The following is a 15,675-nucleotide window of genomic DNA, read 5'->3' on the forward strand; positions in this document are numbered from 1 at the left end:
ATCGGGAAGACGTAGGCGAAGTTCCCGAAGCCCTTCTTCCACGCGAGTGCGCGCACCGCCGCGTACGAACCCGCGAAGCCGATGCCCGCGATGATCAGCGCACCGGTGACCACCACCCCGATGAGGATGCGGTGGGCCCGACTGAACGTCACCGGCGTCTTCGTCGTCCCCGCAGCCACCCTCTTGTCGCCTTCCTGCAGAGCTATTCCCTCAGACAACGTCATCCTCCCCCGCACCACACGGCGAAGCAGACGAAATGCGGATCCGGCCCGACCTCAACTCAGCAATCGATCCAGGCAGTTCGGGTCTCCCCCATGGGCACACTGCATCGTTGCGCGCGGGGAGTCCGCATGGGGCGCTGTCACCCCGGTGCTGCGACCTCCGTGCCGCTGTAGCGCCGTTCCCCTGCGCGGAGGTTGCGCTGGAGCTTGTGCTCAACACGCTGCCCCGGACCGGATGCCGCGTCCGGGGCAGCGCAGGTTGTGTCACTGGGCCGTGCCTGCGCGGCGGGCCTCGATCGTCTGCTCGTGGTGCTCGTTCAGCAGGTGCAGCATCTTCCCGAACTCGTTGTCGTCCATCTCCCGGATCAGCTCCCGGGCGAGGGCAACCCCATCGTTGTAGGGCGGCCGTGGCGCCGTGCGGGGCTCGGGCACCGTTCGAGAGGACGACGACTCCGTCTGAGACTTCGAGGGCGCCGCGCTGCGACGCGTCTCCGGGCCGGCGGTGCTTGGCGCCACTGTGGTGCCGGAGGAATCCAGGTGGGACTCCCCCACCGTGGTGCCGGCCGACTGTGCACCGTCGCCGTTCGTGCTCCGTTCCCCTATTACGTCGTAATAGCGGTCGGCGGCGTCGGCTGTCGCGGTGGGCGCGGCGGAGGGCGCTTCCTTCTGCTTCCGCTTGCGTTCGGCCTTCTCGGCCTCGGCACGGGCTCGCTGGGCCTTCAGTTCATCGAGGGCGGTCTGCTGCTGCTCGGCCGGCTTGTTGCCCACGGCGCGGAGCAGGTCAATGGGCTCCTGCCCGATGCGCTGCTGGAGCTCCGGGGTGAGATTGAGCAGGGCGAGGCGTTGCGATACCCAGCCCTGCGAGCGATGCAGGCGCTTGGCCAGCGCGGTCTGTGTCCCGTGGATGGCGAGCAGCCGCTGCAGCGCCAGGGCCTCATCCATCTCCTCGAGGTCTTGCCTGTGGATGTTGGCGACGAGTGCGGACTCGAGGATTTCGTCTGCAGTGGCGCCCTGGTCGTCGCTGACCATCACCTTAAGGGCGGTAAGGCCTGCCTCTCGGGCGGCAGCGAGGCGGCTGCTGCCGTCGATGACGACGTGGGTGGCGTCGGGCTCCAGGTCCGCTTCGCGCTCGGGGTTGGCATTCACATAGGCGTCGCGGTTCATGACCGTAATCGCCTGCTTCTGTCCATGCGTTGCCAGACTTCCCGCAAGGTCCGTCAGGTCTCCGAGCGTGGAGCGCGGGTTGTCGGGGTTGGGACTGATCCGGTGGATCTGCAGTTCGGTCGGCGGTGCGATGCCCTCGGTGGGCACGCCCGTGGCTGCGGCGACGGCCTGGCGGCGTGCGCTGACGCTGCGCGTGCCACCGAAGCGTCCGGCACCTAGCTGATCGGCCTTGCTCATGAGATCTCCCGGGCCAGTGCGCGCATGCCGACAGCCTGCTGAGACCTGGGGGAGTAGGACAGCAGCGGCTTCTTCACGCGCACGGCTTCCTTCTGCTCCTTGAGGTCTCCGATGATTCCGACGACCTTCGGATCCTTTATGTCCATCCACCCCTGCAGGGAGGAGGTGGCGATGTAGCCGCGGCGGGAGTCGTAGAGGTTGACGACGATGCCGAGGTAGTCGATGTCGATCTGAAGGTCGTTGCGCAGATCGTCGATCTGGGTGGTCAGCAGGTCGTAGGCGTCGGCGGAGCTGTCCTCTGCCTGGACGACGATCAACGCACCGGACTGGCCGAGCTTTTCGCCATCGCGGCGGCGGCCGTAGTAGGCGGCGGCGTCCATGCTGAGCCCGAGGCTGGGAGGGCAGTCGACCAGGATCACGTCGTAGTCGGCTTCGAGCGGGGCGAGTGCCCGTTCCAGCGCGGCTTCCCGTGCTCGTACCGCGGAGAGGCGGACGTCGAGCAGGAAGGCGTCGTTGCAGGCGGGCAGGAGATGGAGACGTCCGCCGAAGGAGTCGTCATCCACCGAGACGATGAGGTCTCGGAGTTCGCCCTTGGGATCGCCTGCCATGTGGTTGGTGAGGCTGTCGCCGGACATCGGCAGGGGTGCTGCCCCGAGCTGATTGGTGAGGTGGCACTGCGGGTCGAAGTCGACGAGCAGCACCCGCATGCCGAGACCGGGCAGGTCTTCGGTTTCCAGAGGGCTGTCCGCGTCATCGCCTGCTGCGGCGGCGAGTTGCTTGGCGATGCGGACGGGGTGGAGGCGACTCGGGTCTTCGGCCATGGCCTCGCCGGTGCCGGCGGTGATGGCGGTCTTTCCGACCCCGCCCTTCTGATTGCACACGACGATGCGTCGCGTGATCGCCGGGCGCGCGATGTCCGGAGTGGGGTTGGAGTCCAGCCACAGCTGGACGGACTGGGCGAGGCCCTGAATGAGGGACACGCGCCGGTCGGCAGCGATACGCCGGAACTCATCCCACTGGCCCTGGGGGAGGAAGGTGGCGAACGAGTCCGACCCTGCGGTGTCGACGGTGGCGGGAGCAGAGGCCAGATTGCACCAGTCGGTGATGCCCTGCTCCACGGCCGCCTGGATCTCCATCCCGTGCTGGGCAGCCCTGACCTTGAGCTCTTGCCGGAGCCATCCCGGCAGCTTGGAGACGACCTTCTCTCGGTCACTGGATGTCGCTGGCGAAGTCATGGCAGACACCTTACTAACGTCCGAGATCATTTGCTGCATCGACACGTTAGTTAGCGCCATTTGGTGGCTCGGGTCCCGACGAGCCCGTCAGCCGCACCGGCTATTACGGCGTAATAGCCGCGCCCGCAGCGTCCGCGCCCCGCACCGACCCCGGCTCATCTATTACGCCGTAATAGCTCCGGCCGCCGGTCAGCTCGCCGACACCAGCTCAAGCGCCGCGGCGTAAGCCAGGCCGGCCTCGACCGTGGTGGTCACCGGCCGTGCAGTCCGCTGCTGAACCTTGCCCAGCGCCCGCACCGCCGCCTCCAGGTAGCGCCCCAGGCTCACCTGCTGCGTAGGCGTACGGCAGTCCCCCAGCACGGCGGCCACCTCGTCCAACCAGTAGGCAGCATCCTCGTCCTCAACGAACCCGGCACGCTGCTCAACCAGACGTCCGGCCACCGGTGCAAGCAACTCGTGCCGCTTCCGTGCGGCCTCCTGAGCCCGGCGCTCGGCCAAGGCTCGGGCGGCGATCTGCCGCTCGGCTTCGATGACAGCCTCAGGGGTACGGCGCACCGGCCGCCCCCCGAGCGCTTCCGCGCCGAGAGTCGAAGCCTGCAGCCTCTTCGCCTTGTTGTACGCCGCGCTGGGTGTACCGACGGCGAGCACCGGCACCAGAGCGGCCCACTCGGCCTTCGCCGACCGAGCCGCTTCCACCGCCCGCGCCTGATGAAGGTCAACCTGCTCGCGCAAGTACTCCCACAGCAACACACGCTTGAGAGCCGCAGCACGCTGCACCTGCTCACTCGCCCCGGCCAAAGCTCCGACGTGCTTCTCCACGTAGAGCAACGCTCCGTACAGCTCGTCGTCGGCCGGCATCTTCTCGATGTCAGGATCCTGCGCATCCTCATGGAACTGCCGCAGCTCACCAACCACAGCAGCAGGATCCAACGCGCCGATCCGAATAGGGGCCTTGAGCAGGGGATCTGTGGACCGGACACGCGTTCGCCTCGCTGTCACCATGGCAGCGATTGTGCCTTCCACAGAGCGATTCACAGAATGTGAATCGCTCAACTCGCTCTTCCCATCGAACAATCCCGAGGAGCTCCGCGGCCTTCAGTGCGGGGCATGCAGGGGGCAAGTCGTCGAGCTCTGCCGCAGGTCAACGGTTCCTCCACCAACATGCACGCCCGAGGCGCATCACAGCGGGGCGCCGGCAGCCGAGCTGCGGCCATTACGGCGTAATAGCGGGGGATCACAGAGCATCTGCCCGCCTGGGGGAGCACAGCGTCCGGTGTCCGATCTCAGTGAACCTAGCCGTTGTCTCATCCCATCAAGTCGCCGTGCAGGGATGCACTCCTCAGGCGGAGGGTCAGACATCTCGCTCGATCGTTACGAGCCGGAAGGGCTGTCCTTCCTCGTCAGCGATCACGACCCCCGACCGCCCATTGCAGAGCCAATGCACGTCGACGCACCACGTCATGTCTCCTGGCGCACCGGCGGCTACCTGGAGAAGAAAACGCTCGGGGTCAAGATGCGAGACCGTGTACGGGAAGTCCGGTACTCCGTCGGTCGGTCTCGGTGGGGCCTCGTCCGCGCACACTGCTCAACAGAACTCTGAGCCAAAGCCACGAGCCGCCCATTACATGCGTGCTGGTACACATCGGGCTTACGGATCCCTAGAGGGTCCCCCGGCCGGCTCCACGTGCAGCCGCTGGAGGGCAGTGAGTATTACGTCGTAATAGCGCGACCATGCCCATCCGCGCGGCACCTGCCAGGCCTGATGTGATGCGCAGCAGACAGCGGGGGAGAGGTGCTACATGGAGCCGGTGTCCCGCCGCTGCGCTGATGGCGCTTCCCGGAGGCGCCGAAGACGCAGCCGGACAGCATGCATGGATGGAGTTGGTCCAACTGGCACGCCGAGCGTCCGGCCCGGGTCCGCTCGGCGGGCCAGTTGACCCGGGCCGGACGTGCGGAAGAGACCGGCTCAGCCCTTCGCCGGCCTGCCGACGTCGGGCACATCAGCACTGCGCTGAACCTCGGCACACTGCTCCTCAGATCCGGACGCACCTACAGAGCCGAAGAGATGTACCGATGGGCTCTCGACACCGGGGACCTCCGAGAGGTTGGCAATCTCGGCGTCCTGCTGGTCACCACCGGGCGACCTCCGAACTCCTGGAGTGGCGTCGTCTCATTCGGCCTCATCAAGCCGGAGCCCCGCGTCCGTTGCCATCACGATCTGCGTGATCTTGAATCCGTCGAGGGTGCTGATCTCCACGCGGTGCAGTCCGGGTGTGCTGATGACGGTTTGCGCTCCGATGCTGCCGTCCATCCAGCCGAGGGTGGCCTCGTGCCTGTCGTTGTCGTCCTCGATGTTGTGGATGTGGCAGGTCAGGCCTGCGAGGGAGTCGACGTCGTTCAGGGTCAGTGTCCAGGGCAGGCCGGCCTCGACCATGTCGGGCAGGGTCAGACCGCAGCCGAATTCGCCCTGTGGCGGCCCCAGATGAGCATCCTTGCGCAGAATCTCCTCGACGGCGTCGAGGGCGGTCGTCTCCTGCGCCACGGCGCTGTGCTGCAGCGGCAGCGTGGTCACGGCTCGCGTGATCTCGGCGGATTCCTTGTAGACGGTGCCGTCTCCCTGGACCTGGAAGTAGCGCACGCGGTTGCGGCGGTCGCGGATGAGGGACCCGTCGCTGTTCTGGCGTGCCCCGCCGAGGTGGGCTTCGACCTTTCCGTCCTTGATGCTGAGGTTCTGCCAGGTGGGCTGGTTGATGCCGACGACGGAGCGGTGGTCGGGCAGGGCGATGTGCCGTTGGCTCTTGTGGAAGTCGGCCGCGTTTCGCGCCAGTTCGGCGTTGCCGCCGATTGCCGCGACGTCGCTGGGGGTGAGGTGCCGTACGTCGTCGCCGTCGCGGACGCTTCGGTACTGGGGGAGCAGGTCGTGCAGCCCGGGCATCGTGGCGCACAGGGCGCGGAGTCTGCGGCGGGGGAGAGGTATGGGCGCTCCGCGGCCGGTGTTGAGGATGACAGCGGCTTTGACGGCGCCGTGGAAGGGAGTGCCGAGAGTGATCACGCCACGGGTGTCGTCGGCGAGTTCGCTGTCGTAGCTGCCCTCGAGGGCGGCCCGGGTGACCAGTCCGCCCATGGAGTGGGCGACGAACACGAGCCGTGCCGAAAGTCTGTCGAACCTGTCCGCGCGGGCGGGGTCATGAGACTGGTGGTTCTGCCAGGCGCTCAAGTGGCGGCGGGCCGCTTCGGCGAGGAGTTGGGCGTTGGTGGCGACGGGCAGTCGCCAGTCGTAGGCGAAGGGCAGCACGGCGTCCTCGTGGGCGACGCATTTCCTGATGCGTGCGAGGAGGTCCGTGTAGGGCTCGGAGCCGCGGAGGTAGGGCGTCCAGGCGCCCGAGGTGAGCAGGCCGGTTGCTTCGACACGGCCGGTCTTGCCTTCGAGTTCGTCTTCGGTGAGGTGGAGGGCCTGCAGCCCTTTGGGGTGCGTCCATGCTTTGACGTACCAGGCTGCTGATTCCAGGCCCCAGATGCGTTTGCCGGTGGTGGTGTCCTTCAGCGCGCTGCCCATGATGCCGGGGACGACGACCACGGCGTCCTGGGTGATCGCTGACGGGGCGTCGGCGGCTTCGGACGTGCGTAAAGTGCGCTTCTGGCGGTCCATGGCTGTGAACAATAGGGGCCGTGGAGGGGCAGCGGGGAGAGATTGAGTTAGCTGGTCGTTCTGACGAGACGGCGGTAGAGCAGACGCCGGTGTCGGACCAGCCGGGCTTGCTGGTGATGCTGGCGGTCGAGGACGGGACCGCCGCGTTCAACGAGGCGATCGACGAGCAGCTGGAGGCCGTGGCTGCCTGGTGGACTCCCGATCGTGGGTTTCGCGTGATGGAGACGCGCACGCCGCAGAGTCGGCACGACGTGGAGCTGTACCTGGAACGGGCGGGGATCCGTGAGGTGGAATCGGATGTGCCGCTGGTGCTGTTCCTGACGGGGCACGGCCTGGCTGCATCCCGTCACTACCTGCTGCTGCAGGAGACCGACCGCCGGAGGCTGCTGGCAACGGCGCTGCCCACCTGCGATGTCGTTGTCGCGGCGTTGGATTCGTACGCCGAGGACATCCTGGTGATCGTCAATCTGTGCGAGGCAGCGGGCATCGCCTCCGAACTGCAGGCGTCCATGCGGGACCTGGCGCCGGAGCGTTCTCGGGGACGGCTGCATGTCCTGGCGACGACCGGTGATCGCACGGCTGTGCTGGGCAGGGAGTTCGCGCTGATCCTCGAAGAGGCACGGACCTGGTTGCGCACGGCCGGCGGGATCACCAGACCGTGGCTGTCCATGACGGAGTTCCTCGAGGCTCTGAACGCGGGGACCGAGATCGTCAACGAGAAGTACCACCGCACCATCGAGGGGCCGATGCCCCTTCTGACGGGCAACATGTTCAAGCCGACGGCCGCCTTGCCCAATCCGCGCTTTCAGCCGGAGCCCGCCGACGCGGCGGAAGACGCCGATGAGGCGTCGGTCGCGGTGCAGGAGCTGGAGTACTGGCTGGAGAAGGCCAGTGGCCGCACCCGCCCGGAGGATCCCGGCTGGTACTTCTCGGGACGGGAAGAACTGAACGCAGAGCTCGCCGCATTCTTCGACGGCCCGCCGGGCGTGCTGATCGTGACGGGTGTGACGGCGAGCGGGAAGTCGGCGGTACTCGGCAGAGCGGTGGCCCTGAGTGACGCCTCCTTCCGGTCTTCGGAGCAGTTCACAACGGCTGTGCGGGAGTCACCGGCGCCGACCGTGCCTGCCCAGGGGGCGGTGACCGTGGCGGTCAGCGCACGCAACAGCACGCCTCTCAGCCTGCTGAAGGCGCTGTGCCGAGGGCTCGGCGTCCTTGAGAAGCCCGTCGAGGGCGATGATGTGCGCGCATGGCAGGAGGCCGTGCGGGCCGGGGTGAAGAGCCATGCGTCGACGGTGACCGTCGTGGTGGACGCGGTGGACGAGGCGGTGAGCCCGGCGCGGTGCGTGAGCGATGTCCTGGCGCCGCTGGCCGCTTTGACGAAGACACCGCAGGGCCCGTTGGGCTTTGTCCCGGCGCAGGGCGGCGCCGGCCACGGAAGACCTCGGGGCGGGCTGCGCCTGGTGCTGGGGCTGCGCAGTTCGGGTCCGGCGCCGAGGGCGCCGCAAGGTCTGCGGGGTCAGAGTCTGCTGTCGGCGCTCTGCGCCACCTTTCCGCATGCGCGCGAACTGCGGACCGACGGAGACGGCGTCGAGAAGGACATCCGCCGGTATGTGCGGGCTCTGTTGGAAGGCCGGCTGGGCTGGGAGGAGCACCATCGCGACCGGGCGGCCAAGCTGGTGGCACAGAAGGTGAAGCCGTCGTTCCTCGACGCCCAGCGGGCCGCGGCGCAGCTGCGCGAGGGCGGTCCCGGTCTTCTGGATGAATCTGCCTGGCTGGGGCAGCTGGACCGGGGCACGGTCGGCATCCTGGAGGCAGACCTCGAGGCGTGTGCCGCAGCCGACGGCGGCCTGCTATCGGCGCCCGAGGCGCTGTCTTTGCTGCGGGCGACGGCCTTTGCCCGGGGGCGGGGGATGGCGTGGGGTGCTGTCTGGCCGGCGGTGGCCGCGGCGGTGCATGGTGCTCCGATCGAGGACGCCGACCGGAAGATTGACACGCTCTTGCACGGGCCGCTGTCTGGGTATCTCAGCCATGACGTGGAGGACGAGCGGATCGTGTACCGGCCCGCTCATGACCGGCTGGGCCGAATTCTGCGGCGCCGGCCGGTCATGGCCGGCCAGCCTGCGGGGGGCATGGTGGGGGAGAGCGACGGGGCGGATTCCGCCGGGAGCGCGGGGGACGAGGACGAGCGGACCGTGCACGCGTCGATCAGTGCCGCGCTGGCGCGCCTGGCCGGGGGCCTGCCGGGAAGTCCTCCGCCGCCGTACGTACGGCGTCACCTGGCCGAGCACGCGCAGCTGGGGGAGGTCCTGGACGACGAGCATGTTCCGCTGAGCCTGCTGCCGTGGGAGACCAGTGGGGCGATCCGCGGTCTGCTGTCGGCCGCCGGCGGCCAGGGGCGGCGGGCGTGGCTGGAGGCATGGGCGGCCGTCGAGCCGTATGTGCGACAGGCCGATGCCGTCTCGCGGCTGGGCAGCCTGCATCTGATGCATACGGCGCTGAGTCATCGCGGTGTGCCGCGGCCTCGGCTGCCCGTGGATTCCTCACCACTCGGGTCGCCGCTGGGCATTGTGTGGTCGCAGTGGCAGCCTCCGGCCCATGTGCTTGCCACGGTCGACGCGTGCGTTCATGCGCTGGCGCCGGTCACGACACCGGATGGCGGTGTCCTGTTGGCGGCGGGCGACGAGCAGGGCCGCATCGAGTTCATCGACACCGCCACAGGCGGCCCCGCGGGCAACGCCCTCAGCCCGCATGACGGGGCCGTGCGCTCCCTTGCCGGCGTGCATGACGTCTGCGTCCTTGCCTCCGGCAGCACTGACGGGACCGTGCGGATCTGGGACCCCATCAACGCGCGGCTCATCGATCAGATCGGCCGCCCCGGCTCGGTATGGACCGACGACGTCGTCGCCTATCGCAGCGTCGGGGACTCGGTCTGGGTCGTGGCCGTCAAGGGAGACGGCACGCTGACCCAGTGGAACGACACCCCAACTACGCGATCACTGCCTCCCGTCGAGCCGGTGCGCAAGGCCGCTGTCACCACCGTCACCACCGACGACGGGGACCGAATGCTCGTGACGGCCGGGCAGACGCTGAGCGTGCGAGACCTTGCCACGGGAGAGGTCCTACGCAGCTGGCCACTACCGCAGACCGAGCAGGAGGAGCTCCGGGCCCTCGCTCCGACGCCCTTGCCGGCCACGGTTGCCTCGGGGCACGCCGACGGCACCGTCAGGGTCTGGAACCTGACGACAGGGACGCATACGGCGTTTCACAGCCCCGGCGCTCCGGTGACCTGCCTGGCCTCTGTGACCGTCGACGGCCGCCAGGTGCTGGCGGCATCCAGCGGCCGGACGATCGTGCTGTGGGAGATGTCCGAGGCCGCACAGGCACGGCGGCTGACGGGGCACACCGACACCGTGACGGCTCTCGCCTGCGTCACCGTCGCTGGTCAGGATGCTCTGGCGTCCGCAGGCAGGGACAACACCGTGCGGCTGTGGGATCGGACCGCGTTGCGTGAGGTGCTGGACGGGCACAGCGTGCAGGTGCCGCCGGTGACCGGTGCCGTGTTGCACGCGCCTGCGGGCGACGCTCCGTTGCTGGCCGTCGCAGCCGAGAACAGGGTGAAACTGTGGAGCCTCGACGCGGGCAGCGCCGTTGCCGACTTCCCGACCGGCAGCGGTCCCATGACCGCGATGGCCTGGGCCGACCTGCCAGCGGGCCGAACGCTGCTGTGGGCGGCGCACGACGCAAGCATCCGCTGCTGGAACGCCACCGCCGACCGGAGCCTGCCGGGCCGCCTTGAGGAACACACCCTGCCGGTGACCGGCCTCGCCTCCTGCACCACCAGCGAGGGGCGCCGCATTGCGCTCAGCGGGGGCAAGGACCACCGGGTGGTGCTGTGGGATCTGCAGTCCATGCAGCGCCTGCGCACCTGGCGCGGGCACCGCCTGCCCGTGCGGGCGGTCGCTGCGGCCTCCGACACCCACTACGACTGGCTCGCTTCGGCGAGTTCGGACGGCACCGTACGGCTGTGGGCCCCGGACCGCAGCGCCGCGGAGGCCGTGATGTGGTGCGACCAGGGTGTCATCAATGCCGTCGCGATCAACGCCCGTCCGCAGGACGGCCTGCCGCCCTATCTGGCCAGCGGAGGGGACGACGGCTCGGTCCAGCTGTGGGATCTGCTGACCGGGCAGCCCCTCAACTCCAGGATGTCGGGGCATGCGGCCTCCGTCGAGGCCGTCGCTGCCTGGTCCACCGAAGGACTGGGGTCATACGTGGCCAGCGCCTCGCGGGATGGAACGGTCCGCGTCTGGGACGCCGCTGACGGTCGCTGCCTCCTGCAGCTGGCGACGACCGTCCCCGTGCGCTTCCTGTCCGCGCACCCGGCCGCACCCGGCCACGTCATGCTCACCCTGGCGGGAGATGCGGGAGTCCTCGTCAGTGAGCTCGACCTCCGAGATCTCTGACGACGGGTCCGCTCGGGCATGTGCGCCCCCTGGAGCCTTCGTGCGCCCCACAGTGCTTGCATAAGTGGGGGGCATATTGGCGGACGGAATACAAAAATGATCGTCTCGCACACGCTGGCCGCTGCAGGGAGTGCCGCCTCCCGGCCGCAACGGGGTCTCTCCGGCCGGGGGAAGAAATGAGGGGGCTGCCAGGTTCGTGCGAGCGTCCCTGACGGACCGTGACTCCGTGGTCCCAGGCAGGGCACGTCAGCAGCGTTCCGGCCCGACAGGTGGTCCTGGGCCGAGGTGAGGAGCCGCGCATGTCCATATCAGCAGCCCACCCGGAGGTCAGGCTGGTCCCCCCGCCCGAGCACGGGGTGTGGCGCCTGGGCAAGGCACACAACCCGGTGAAGTTCGAGCAGATCCGTAAGGACGACGTCGACAGCTCGGCCGGCAACCGCTGGAGCCTGGTCGGTTACGGCACCCTGTATTGCGCTTCGGAGCGAGACGGATGCTTCGCCGAAGCCCTTGCGCCGTTCTTCGTCCACCCCGACTGGCTGACCACTGCGACAGCGGACTGGCAGGGCGAGGACGCTCCCGGCCGCATTCCGCCGGCGTGGACCACCCGCCACGCACTTGTCCGATTACAGCTGTCGAAGGACGCACGGTTCTTAGACGTCGACGACGAACAGACCCTGAGCGTCCTCTCCAGCGAGCTCAGGGATCTTCTTGCCGAGAACCAGGTGGACAAGCTCACGCAGGAGCACGTCCAGGGATTCAACCGCAAGATCACGCGCGGTATCTCCGCCTGGGCCATTTCCCAGCGCGACTCCGAGCAGGGCGGCCGCCTCATCCACGGCATCGCCTACCGGTCCCGGTTCGGCATGCGCCAGTGCTGGGCGATCTACAACGACGTGGGTTACACGGAGATCGAGTCGAGTCTGATCTTCCCCGAGGACGAAGCGCTGCTCAGAGTGGCAGCTGAGTACCAGCTCCGTCTGGAGTGACACGCTCACGCAAACCCCCTGCCCTGCCCTCCCCAAACACCACCGGAAAAACCACCGAAAACTGTAGCCCCAACGAGTTAAAAGTCTCCTGCAGCTGCTCTGTGACGGAGCTGACGTCCACCCGTCACGGAGCCCGAACCCTGCAGGTCGGAAGCCATATCGCTTGCCACGGCACGAACTTGACGGACTGTCACACTTCAGAAACTACGTGCAAACAAGTGGAGTTGGGGTGCGTATATGGGTAGGCTAAATACATCAACGAACGATGGGGGCAGGATCATGAGCAGGCAGGCAACGGTGTTAGCCGCAGTGTCCGGCACAATCGCGATAGCGCAGCCAGGGAGCACCAGCAGCACACAGCTTCGCCATGCCAGGGGCCGCACCGAAGCGGCACATTGCCAGCCTCCTCGCACCGGATCAGCAGTGACCGGCAAGCATCGAGACTGACCGTCGGCGCAAGCCGGCTCCCCTTCACCCGTCGCGGTCACGCTTCCCCACGGGTGAATCACAGTGAAGCGTTCCCCGCGCGCCCAACAGAGCCAGTCCACGGCCCGTCACGTATTCGTCGGCTGGCATGCCTTCCGCGCGCTCTCCCTGCCTATCACCCGTCGTCTGGCACGCGACCGCCCTTCAAGGCGCGCAGTCACGACAACGAGGAGACACACGATGTCGCAGACTCTTGCTCCCACTCCGCGGAGCACCGATCTCGCCGAGCTCGCGCACGGCACCACCACGCGCATGCGTATCGCGGAGATCGCACGCTTCCTCCAGGAGAACCTGGGGCAGCGCATCACCGCACGCATCACACGCATCAGCGACCCCCGGCAAGTGGGCAAATGGGCATCCGGCGACGCACAGCCCCGCGAAGAGGCAGAAGCACGCCTCCGTGCTGCGCTGCAGACCTTCCAGCTCATCCAGCACGCCGAAGACATCTACACCGCCCGCGCCTGGATGATCGGCATGAACCCTCAGCTCGAGGACGAGACGCCGGCCCAGTGCATCGCTGACGGCCGGTTCAAAGACGTGATGGTCGCCGCACGCGCTTACGTCGACGGTGGCTGAACAACCCGCCCAACAGGTGCTCGGAAGGGCCCTCTGCAGCTGTTGCAACGGACACGCTCCGGGGGCACTTGCCCGCGCCGCTCTCCCGCGCGCACACCGCTGCCGGTGTGCACTGCGCTGCTCCTTGAAGGCCGCCGCCGAATCATCGAGTGCAGTCATGAGATCGGTGATCGACCTTTGCCCGTCTCGGCCCCAGGCACGGCGCGTGCGCAGCATGCGATTGGGGGCGCCCGGAAGACCTGTTGGACCGCTCTACTGGGAGTTCGCTGGGTGCCAGCGAACTCCCAGTAGAGCGGTCCAACAGCTGCGCCCGCGGGTCGCCCACTCGGAGAAGATGCGCGCGAAGACCTCACGCCGCCCAACAGCTCTCGGAAGAAGCGCGCCGATTCATTGCGGCTCTTGGCGGCGATGTTGGTGTGGTTAAACGTGACTGTCATTCTGCTGACCTCAATATGGTTCGACACGTAGCGGACTCGTCGTGGTGTACGACCGCTGAGAGGGCCGCGTGCCGAACGGATGAGGGGCGCCTTCTCCGCACCGGTGTGCGATCAGCCCTCCACCACCGGGTGTCCAATCAGTGCGTGGCGTAGCGCTGGTCCGGTGTTCACGTCGGAGAACCATGCTTGATCCGGCTGACCTGACGGATCGTAAAGTGATCGACGAATCCAACCCAGAGCACCGCCCCATGTGATGGGCGGGTGCGGGTGCGGCAGGGGCACAGCAGCCGGCGATCGATCGGTGCTCAGAGCCCGCCGTCAGGATCGCGCCGAGTGATCGTTGTTGGATCAGTGCGTGCGGTCAGGGTGTCCAGGTAGTCGTCCAGCAGCTCGACTTGCCGCTGTGGCGAGAACGCTGCCGGGTCGAACAGGGCTTGGACCACCAGGCCGAGGGTGAAGGACTGAGCACCAGCCGCGATGTGCGCGGGTTCGCCGGGGGGCAGTTCCCCAAGCTCCTGGGCTGCGGCCACCCGCTCGCTCAGCCTGTCGCGGCTTTGGGCGTACTTGCGGGCATAGTCAGTGCTCAGGTCGGGGTCGGAGAGTGCGGCGTCCCAGGAGGAGACCCAGATTCGGTTGCTGTCGGTGGCCTCGGGGGTCAGCGGCAGGATGTCCAGCAGTGCGTCCCTGAGGGCGGTCATACCTTTCCCCGTGTGGCGGCGGGGGCGGGAGATGGTCCGCTCTTCGAGCAGCTCCAGTGCGTACGTCACCAGGGCGCGTTTGGTTGGGAAGTAGTGCGTGAGCAGGCCGGTGGTCGCGCCGAGCTCGGTGGCGACGGCACGCAGGGTCAGGCCGGCGAAGCCGCGTGTGGCCATGACCTGCCAGACCGCTTCGGAGACATCGCGCCGGCGGGCCTCGTGATCTCCCTTGGTGCGTGGCATGCCGCTACGGTACATTCACGCAACGCTTGTTATGCAAATAGGGAGGGTCTTATGTTCTCGCTGTCGCTGCGCGACGGTGCCCGACTCGGCCCGCTGGAGCTCTGGCATGCCGAGGAGTTCGCCGCCCATCTGGACCGGGCCCGCGACCATATTCGGCCGTGGGTGGGGGCCGGTTTCGTCACCGACGATGTGGACGGAGCGCAGGCCACGCTCAAGCGGTATGCCGAACGCCAGGCCGGCGACGGCGCCCGCCTCTATGGCATCTGGCGGGAAGGTGTGTTGGTCGGCGGCGTGATGTTCACCGATTTCAATGCCACTGTCGGCTCGTGTGAGCTCGGGTGCTGGCTGGAGCCGTCCGCCGAGGGCCACGGTCTGGTCACGCAGGCGTGGGGCGCCTTGTTGGACTGGGCGTTCACGTCCCGGGGGCTGCACCGCGCCGAGTGGCATTGCCGGGCCGACAACGACCGCAGCTCAGCGGTGGCCAAGCGACTCGGCATGACGCTGGAGGGGGTGCGACGCGAGGCATGGCCGTACGAGGGCGAGCGCTTCGACAAGCAGCTCTGGGCGGTGCTTGCTCCCGAATGGCGAGCCTCGGGGCAGTGACCGGCACCTCGTGACCCGTCTCCTGGGTGGGGATCGCGGCAAGATCCGCCGCGCCGATCCCGCGCTCCCACTCGCTGTGACAGGCCAGAAAGCCGGGGTGTGGCACGCGTGGGCCACTTCTGACCGGGGCGCATGCTGGACGATGTCGCGCTGAGCAAGTATCCGCAGGTCTGGGCGGGCGCCGGTATGCCGCACACCGTCTTCCGTACGACGTTCACGGAGTTGGTGAAGCCGACCGGCGGTGAGGCCGCCGTGGTCGCCACCGGCTGAATACCCGCAGACGGCTCATGGGCGCCGACCTTGACTGACATCCAGCGACAGCACCATCCCATGCCTGATCACGTTGCCGACGCCATCCGACGGTCGGCGGCCTAGTCGGAGTGCGGTCCGCCAGCGGGACCAAGGAGCCACCGAACAGCAGCTCCAGCAGATCGCGGCCGACGCGCTGGGCGAGATGTACTTCCGCGCCAACAACACCCGCGCCCACGGCCTCGGCGTCGAGTTCACCGACATGGAGCAGATCGACATCGAGCTGCAGCAGGGACGGGCGCCCGGTGGGGGCCACAGTCCGGCCCAGGGGGAGCCCGATGCCGGAGAGTCGGTCGCTTCGGTCGCTTCGGTCGCTCCGCCTCTTGCGGGCAGCGACTGAAGGAACAGCGACTGAAGGAACAGCGACTGAAGGA

The 15,675-nt window shown here is 67.9% G+C and carries 12 protein-coding genes; 6 read left to right on the top strand and 6 right to left on the bottom strand.

Annotated features, from left to right (window positions below; all coding sequences use genetic code 11):
* The 5 genes from ACWCP6_RS34895 to ACWCP6_RS34915 all read right to left on the bottom strand — a co-directional run.
* The coding region (locus tag ACWCP6_RS34895) for a DUF2637 domain-containing protein (RefSeq protein WP_450936681.1) at positions 1-179 on the bottom strand (179 nt) is incomplete at its 3' end.
* Between the two features lie 306 nt (positions 180-485).
* Positions 486-1,622 carry a ParB/RepB/Spo0J family partition protein gene (locus ACWCP6_RS34900; RefSeq protein WP_450936654.1) on the bottom strand — a complete coding sequence of 379 codons (1,137 nt, stop codon included), beginning with the start codon at positions 1,620-1,622 and terminating at the stop codon, positions 486-488.
* The gene (locus tag ACWCP6_RS34905) at positions 1,619-2,857 is read right to left on the bottom strand and encodes a ParA family protein (protein WP_450936655.1); all 1,239 of its coding nucleotides are present in this window, start codon (positions 2,855-2,857) and stop codon (positions 1,619-1,621) included. The genes ACWCP6_RS34900 and ACWCP6_RS34905 overlap by 4 nt, the downstream gene beginning before the upstream one ends.
* A 189-nt stretch (positions 2,858-3,046) precedes the next feature.
* Positions 3,047-3,772, bottom strand: a complete 726-nt coding sequence (locus tag ACWCP6_RS34910; RefSeq protein WP_450936656.1) for a hypothetical protein — start codon at positions 3,770-3,772, stop codon at positions 3,047-3,049.
* Positions 3,773-5,027: 1,255 nt separating this feature from the next.
* Positions 5,028-6,506, bottom strand: coding sequence for an esterase/lipase family protein (locus ACWCP6_RS34915; protein WP_450936657.1), 1,479 nt, complete (start codon positions 6,504-6,506; stop codon positions 5,028-5,030).
* 20 nt (positions 6,507-6,526) lie between these two features.
* On the opposite strand from ACWCP6_RS34915, the gene ACWCP6_RS34920 reads away from it, so the two are divergent.
* The 3 genes from ACWCP6_RS34920 to ACWCP6_RS34930 all read left to right on the top strand — a co-directional run bounded on the left by ACWCP6_RS34920 (position 6,527) and on the right by ACWCP6_RS34930 (position 13,014).
* Positions 6,527-10,966, top strand: a complete 4,440-nt coding sequence (locus ACWCP6_RS34920) for a hypothetical protein (protein ID WP_450936658.1) — start codon at positions 6,527-6,529, stop codon at positions 10,964-10,966.
* A gap of 299 nt (positions 10,967-11,265) precedes the next feature.
* Complete coding sequence (locus tag ACWCP6_RS34925) at positions 11,266-11,952, top strand: RES domain-containing protein (RefSeq protein WP_450936659.1); 687 nt, start codon at positions 11,266-11,268, stop codon at positions 11,950-11,952.
* Positions 11,953-12,618: 666 nt separating this feature from the next.
* Positions 12,619-13,014 carry an XRE family transcriptional regulator gene (locus ACWCP6_RS34930; RefSeq protein ID WP_450936660.1) on the top strand — a complete coding sequence of 132 codons (396 nt, stop codon included), beginning with the start codon at positions 12,619-12,621 and terminating at the stop codon, positions 13,012-13,014.
* 742 nt (positions 13,015-13,756) lie between these two features.
* On the opposite strand, the gene ACWCP6_RS34935 is transcribed toward ACWCP6_RS34930, so the two are convergent.
* Positions 13,757-14,389 carry a TetR/AcrR family transcriptional regulator gene (locus ACWCP6_RS34935; protein ID WP_450936661.1) on the bottom strand — a complete coding sequence of 211 codons (633 nt, stop codon included), beginning with the start codon at positions 14,387-14,389 and terminating at the stop codon, positions 13,757-13,759.
* A gap of 51 nt (positions 14,390-14,440) precedes the next feature.
* Between ACWCP6_RS34935 and ACWCP6_RS34940 the strand changes: the two genes are divergently transcribed.
* From ACWCP6_RS34940 to ACWCP6_RS34950, 3 genes are all read left to right on the top strand, one after another.
* Positions 14,441-14,992, top strand: a complete 552-nt coding sequence (locus ACWCP6_RS34940) for a GNAT family N-acetyltransferase (protein WP_450936662.1) — start codon at positions 14,441-14,443, stop codon at positions 14,990-14,992.
* Positions 14,993-15,124: 132 nt separating this feature from the next.
* Entirely contained in the window at positions 15,125-15,262 is a 138-nt protein-coding gene (locus ACWCP6_RS34945; protein ID WP_450936663.1) for a hypothetical protein, read from the top strand.
* Between the two features lie 184 nt (positions 15,263-15,446).
* A complete protein-coding gene (locus ACWCP6_RS34950) occupies positions 15,447-15,641 on the top strand; it encodes a hypothetical protein (protein WP_450936664.1) in 195 nt (64 codons plus the stop codon).
* Positions 15,642-15,675: the final 34 nt, after the last annotated feature.

It is taken from the genome of Streptomyces sp. NPDC002004, from assembly GCF_053593975.1.

What these genes read in the sequence shown, in the direction of transcription:
- ACWCP6_RS34940 (WP_450936662.1), top strand. Translation starts at nt 14,441, where the DNA reads ATGTTCTCGCTGTCGCTGCGCGACGGTGCCCGACTCGGCCCGCTGGAG.
- ACWCP6_RS34915 (WP_450936657.1), bottom strand. Translation starts at nt 6,506, where the DNA reads ATGGACCGCCAGAAGCGCACTTTACGCACGTCCGAAGCCGCCGACGCC.
- ACWCP6_RS34930 (WP_450936660.1), top strand. Translation starts at nt 12,619, where the DNA reads ATGTCGCAGACTCTTGCTCCCACTCCGCGGAGCACCGATCTCGCCGAG.
- ACWCP6_RS34925 (WP_450936659.1), top strand. Translation starts at nt 11,266, where the DNA reads ATGTCCATATCAGCAGCCCACCCGGAGGTCAGGCTGGTCCCCCCGCCC.
- ACWCP6_RS34905 (WP_450936655.1), bottom strand. Translation starts at nt 2,857, where the DNA reads ATGACTTCGCCAGCGACATCCAGTGACCGAGAGAAGGTCGTCTCCAAG.
- ACWCP6_RS34900 (WP_450936654.1), bottom strand. Translation starts at nt 1,622, where the DNA reads ATGAGCAAGGCCGATCAGCTAGGTGCCGGACGCTTCGGTGGCACGCGC.
- ACWCP6_RS34945 (WP_450936663.1), top strand. Translation starts at nt 15,125, where the DNA reads ATGCTGGACGATGTCGCGCTGAGCAAGTATCCGCAGGTCTGGGCGGGC.
- ACWCP6_RS34950 (WP_450936664.1), top strand. Translation starts at nt 15,447, where the DNA reads ATGTACTTCCGCGCCAACAACACCCGCGCCCACGGCCTCGGCGTCGAG.
- ACWCP6_RS34935 (WP_450936661.1), bottom strand. Translation starts at nt 14,389, where the DNA reads ATGCCACGCACCAAGGGAGATCACGAGGCCCGCCGGCGCGATGTCTCC.